At 44.7% G+C, this 5,524-nt stretch carries 2 tRNA genes and 3 rRNA genes; all 5 read left to right on the top strand.

The window, feature by feature from the left end:
• Window positions 1–174 precede the first annotated feature (174 nt).
• The 5 genes from CYO89_RS00170 to rrf all read left to right on the top strand — a co-directional run bounded on the left by CYO89_RS00170 (window position 175) and on the right by rrf (window position 5,426).
• Window positions 175–1,685: ribosomal RNA gene (locus tag CYO89_RS00170) — 16S ribosomal RNA — on the top strand.
• A 94-nt stretch (window positions 1,686–1,779) separates the two neighbouring features.
• Window positions 1,780–1,856 (top strand) — tRNA-Ile (locus tag CYO89_RS00165).
• A 12-nt stretch (window positions 1,857–1,868) separates the two neighbouring features.
• Window positions 1,869–1,944, top strand: a tRNA-Ala gene (locus CYO89_RS00160).
• 326 nt (window positions 1,945–2,270) lie between these two features.
• Window positions 2,271–5,174 (top strand): 23S ribosomal RNA (locus tag CYO89_RS00155).
• A gap of 133 nt (window positions 5,175–5,307) precedes the next feature.
• Window positions 5,308–5,426, top strand: a 5S ribosomal RNA gene (rrf, locus tag CYO89_RS00150).
• Together the 16S, 23S and 5S rRNA genes with 2 tRNA genes alongside form the textbook arrangement of a ribosomal RNA operon.
• Window positions 5,427–5,524 lie beyond the last annotated feature (98 nt).

Raw genomic sequence — 5,524 nt, 5'->3', positions numbered from 1 at the left:
GTTCTTTTAACTTACAATTGTTAAACTATTAGTCAATCTTTGAAATCTAAACAAGTGATCGATTGAGCCAGTCTATTATGATTAAATAATAGATTAGACAAACTAATATAAAAACTAAAAGTTTTTTTGATTAAAAACTTCATAATAAAAATCCTATCTATTAGATAGGTAATTAATATGGAGAGTTTGATCCTGGCTCAGAGTGAACGCTGGCGGCGTGCCTAATACATGCAAGTCGAACGGACAATTAAGAGCTTGCTATTATCAGTTAGTGGCGCACGGGTGAGTAATGTATAGCTAATCTGCCCTACACTAGAGGACAACAGTTGGAAACGACTGCTAATACTCTATACTCCTCTCTAGCATAAGTTAGATAGGGAAAGTTTTTCGGTGTAGGATGAGGCTATATTGTATCAGCTAGTTGGTGAGGTAATGGCTCACCAAGGCTATGACGCATAACTGGTCTGAGAGGATGATCAGTCACACTGGAACTGAGACACGGTCCAGACTCCTACGGGAGGCAGCAGTAGGGAATATTGCTCAATGGGGGAAACCCTGAAGCAGCAACGCCGCGTGGAGGATGACACTTTTCGGAGCGTAAACTCCTTTTGTTAGGGAAGAATAATGACGGTACCTAACGAATAAGCACCGGCTAACTCCGTGCCAGCAGCCGCGGTAATACGGAGGGTGCAAGCGTTACTCGGAATCACTGGGCGTAAAGGACGCGTAGGCGGATTATCAAGTCTCTTGTGAAATCCTATGGCTTAACCATAGAACTGCTTGGGAAACTGATAATCTAGAGTGAGGGAGAGGCAGATGGAATTGGTGGTGTAGGGGTAAAATCCGTAGAGATCACCAGGAATACCCATTGCGAAGGCGATCTGCTGGAACTCAACTGACGCTAATGCGTGAAAGCGTGGGGAGCAAACAGGATTAGATACCCTGGTAGTCCACGCCCTAAACGATGTATACTAGTTGTTGCTAAGCTAGTCTTGGCAGTAATGCACCTAACGGATTAAGTATACCGCCTGGGGAGTACGGTCGCAAGATTAAAACTCAAAGGAATAGACGGGGACCCGCACAAGCGGTGGAGCATGTGGTTTAATTCGAAGATACGCGAAGAACCTTACCCGGACTTGATATCTAACAAATCATCTAGAGATAGAAGAGTGTCTGCTTGCAGAAATGTTAAGACAGGTGCTGCACGGCTGTCGTCAGCTCGTGTCGTGAGATGTTGGGTTAAGTCCCGCAACGAGCGCAACCCACGTCATTAGTTGCTAACAGTTCGGCTGAGCACTCTAATGAGACTGCCTTCGTAAGGAGGAGGAAGGTGTGGACGACGTCAAGTCATCATGGCCCTTATGTCCGGGGCGACACACGTGCTACAATGGCATATACAATGAGAAGCAATATCGCGAGATGGAGCAAATCTATAAAATATGTCCCAGTTCGGATTGGAGTCTGCAACTCGACTCCATGAAGCCGGAATCGCTAGTAATCGTAGATCAGCCATGCTACGGTGAATACGTTCCCGGGTCTTGTACTCACCGCCCGTCACACCATGGGAGTTGATTTCACTCGAAGCCGGAATACTAAATTAGTTACCGTCCACAGTGGAATCAGCGACTGGGGTGAAGTCGTAACAAGGTAACCGTAGGAGAACCTGCGGTTGGATCACCTCCTTTCTAGAGTACATATAGATATTCTCTCACAAGATATCTATAAGAAAGATATTCTCAATCATCCTTGTTTAGTTTTGAAAGATTGATAGACCTATAGGGGCCTATAGCTCAGCTGGTTAGAGTGCACCCCTGATAAGGGTGAGGTCACAAGTTCAAGTCTTGTTAGGCCCACCAGAGAATTTAATTGGGGAATTAGCTCAGCTGGGAGAGCGCCTGCTTTGCACGCAGGAGGTCAGCGGTTCGATCCCGCTATTCTCCACCATAAAATAGTTTAATAGCATTAAGTCTAATTAGAGAGCTTAAATTTAAACTTTCTAATTAGACTTTTGTCTAAATGTTCTTTTAATTAATATTGTTAATAGTCACAAGCAAGTTTTAAAAAACAATTTTACAGGACTTGTTAAAGATTTAAATTTCTATTCTCTTTGCATTTAATGCAAAAGTTTGACATCACAATCTATTTAGGATTTAAAACTTACCTAAATAGTAGTCAATGCTTTCCGTCTTGAGAGTTAGAATTTAAATATAGTAACATAAAGTTATCTTTAACAAGGAAGTGATGCGAATTAGAATAATCTAATATAGAAAAGGTAAGCTACAAAGAGCAAGTGGTGGATGCCTTGGCTAGTAGAGGCGATGAAAGACGTGCCAGGCTGCGATAAGTCTCGGGGAGCCGTCAAGGGGCTTTGATCCGGGAATTTCTGAATGGGGCAACCCAACTAATAGAGATATTAGTTACCGTATAACGGAGCGAACGAGGGGAATTGAAACATCTTAGTACCCTCAGGAAAAGAAATCAAAAGAGATTACGCTAGTAGCGGCGAGCGAACGCGTAAGAGGGCAAACCACTAGTTTACTAGTGGGGTTGTAGGACTGCAATATAGACTAAACTTAGCTAATAGAACAACCTGGAAAGGTTAGGCACAGAGGGTGATACCCCCGTATATGAAAGCTTTGTTTTACTTAGCAGTATCCTGAGTAGGGCGGAACACGTGATATTCTGTCTGAAGCTGGGTAGACCACTATCCAACCCTAAATACTACTACTAGACCGATAGTGCACAAGTACCGTGAGGGAAAGGTGAAAAGAACTGAGGTGATCAGAGTGAAATAGAACCTGAAACCATTTGCTTACAATCATTCAGAGCCCTATGATTTATCAGGGTGATGGACTGCCTTTTGCATAATGAGCCTGCGAGTTGTGATGTCTGGCGAGGTTAAGGAAACCCGGAGCCGTAGCGAAAGCGAGTCTTAATAGGGCGTTTAGTCAGACGTTGCAGACCCGAAACGATGTGATCTATCCATGAGCAGGTTGAAACCGGTGTAAGAGCCGGTGGAGGACCGAACCCGCTAGCGTTGAAAAGCTATGGGATGACTTGTGGATAGGGGTGAAAGGCCAATCAAACATCGTGATAGCTGGTTCTCTCCGAAATATATTTAGGTATAGCGTCATGTAGTAACACTAGGGGGTAGAGCACTGAATGGGCTAGGGCATACACCAATGTACCAAACCCTATCAAACTCCGAATACCTAGTGTGTAATCATGGCAGTCAGGCGGCGAGTGATAAAATCCGTCGTCGAGAGGGGAACAACCCAGACTAACAGCTAAGGTCCCTAAATCTCATTTAAGTGGAAAACGATGTGGAGTTACTTAAACAACCAGGAGGTTGGCTTAGAAGCAGCCATCCTTTAAAGAAAGCGTAATAGCTCACTGGTCTAGTGATTCTGCGCGGAAAATATAACGGGGCTAAAATGAGTACCGAAGCTTTAGACTTAGTTTACTAAGTGGTAGGAGAGCGTTGTATTTGCGTTGAAGGTATACCGGTAAGGAGTGCTGGAGCGAATACAAGTGAGCATGCAGGCATGAGTAGCGATAATTGGGGTGAGAATCCCCAACGCCGTAAACCCAAGGTTTCCTACGCGATGCTCGTCATCGTAGGGTTAGCCGGGTCCTAAGCAAAGTCCGAAAGGGGTATGCGATGGAAAATTGGTTAATATTCCAATGCCAACTATAATGTGCGATGGAAGGACGCTTAGAGTTAGAGGAGCCAGCGGATGGTAGTGCTGGTCGAAAGGTGCAGGTTGGAGTTCAGGCAAATCCGAACTCCTTTAAGCCGAGGCCTTATAGGTGCGTGAAGTTCTTCGGAATGAATCGTAAATCCTTGATACTGTCGAGCCAAGAAAAGTTTCTAAGTTTAGTTATAGTTGCCCGTACCGTAAACCGACACAGGTGGGTGGGATGAGTATTCTAAGGCGCGTGGAAGAACTCTCTTCAAGGAACTCTGCAAAATAGCACCGTATCTTCGGTATAAGGTGTGCCTAACTTTGTGAAGGATTTACTCCGTAAGCATTGAAGGTTACAACAAAGAGTCCCTCCCGACTGTTTACCAAAAACACAGCACTCTGCTAACTCGTAAGAGGATGTATAGGGTGTGACGCCTGCCCGGTGCTCGAAGGTTAATTGATGACGTTAGCTCTGCGAAGCGTTTGATCGAAGCCCGAGTAAACGGCGGCCGTAACTATAACGGTCCTAAGGTAGCGAAATTCCTTGTCGATTAAATATCGACCTGCATGAATGGCGTAACGAGATGGGAGCTGTCTCGAAGAGGGATCCAGTGAAATTGTAGTGGAGGTGAAAATTCCTCCTACCCGCGGCAAGACGGAAAGACCCCGTGGACCTTTACTACAGCTTGACACTGCTATTGGGATAAAAATGTGCAGGATAGGCGGGAGGCTTTGATCCATAGACGCCAGTTTATGGTGAGCCATTGTTGAGATACCGCTCTTTTTTATTCTGATAGCTAACTAGCTTGAGTTATCCTCAAGTAGGACAATGTCTGGTGGGTAGTTTGACTGGGGCGGTCGCCTCCCAAAATGTAACGGAGGCTTACAAAGGTTGGCTCAGAACGGTTGGAAATCGTTCGTAGAGTATAAAGGCATAAGCCAGCTTAACTGCGAGACATACACGTCAAGCAGAGACGAAAGTCGGTCTTAGTGATCCGGTGGTTCTGTGTGGAAGGGCCATCGCTCAAAGGATAAAAGGTACCCCGGGGATAACAGGCTGATCTCCCCCAAGAGCTCACATCGACGGGGAGGTTTGGCACCTCGATGTCGGCTCATCGCATCCTGGGGCTGGAGCAGGTCCCAAGGGTATGGCTGTTCGCCATTTAAAGCGGTACGCGAGCTGGGTTCAGAACGTCGTGAGACAGTTCGGTCCCTATCTGCCGTGGGCGCAAGAAGATTGAGGAGAGTTGACCCTAGTACGAGAGGACCGGGTCGAACCAACCACTGGTGTACGAGTTGTCCTGCCAAGGGCACCGCTCGGTAGCTATGTTGGGATGTGATAACTGCTGAAAGCATCTAAGCAGGAAGCCAACTCCAAGATGAATCTTCTTTTAAGAGCTCATATAGACTATGTGTTTGATAGGCTGGGTGTGTAATGGATGAAAGTCCTTTAGCTGACCAGTACTAATAGCTCGTCTGCTTATCTTTTAATAAGCATCACTTCCTTGTTAAGGGTAAAAACTTAATAAGATATGTTTTTATAGAACTTTGTTTATGACTTTTAACTTTATCTAGTAGTGTTAAATAAGAGATTTATCTATTATATCTTTTATTTAACACTGCCCGTGACTATACAGACGAGGAAACGCCTTGCTCCATCTCGAACCAAGAAGCTAAGCTCGTCCTGGCTGATGATACTCTCTCTTACTGGGATGTTGGAAAAGTAGGTCGTTGCGGGCTTTGTTGTTTATCTGCTTTAATTCTTATATTATTTGATTCTAGTTTTTATTAGTGTTTATTTCTATTTAAGTATAAAATATTAGTTTTACTTTTTAATT

This window comes from Campylobacter concisus (assembly GCF_002913765.1).
In the GTDB taxonomy this organism is placed as follows: domain Bacteria; phylum Campylobacterota; class Campylobacteria; order Campylobacterales; family Campylobacteraceae; genus Campylobacter_A; species Campylobacter_A concisus_BB.
This window is presented reverse-complemented; position numbering and strand designations above follow the sequence as displayed.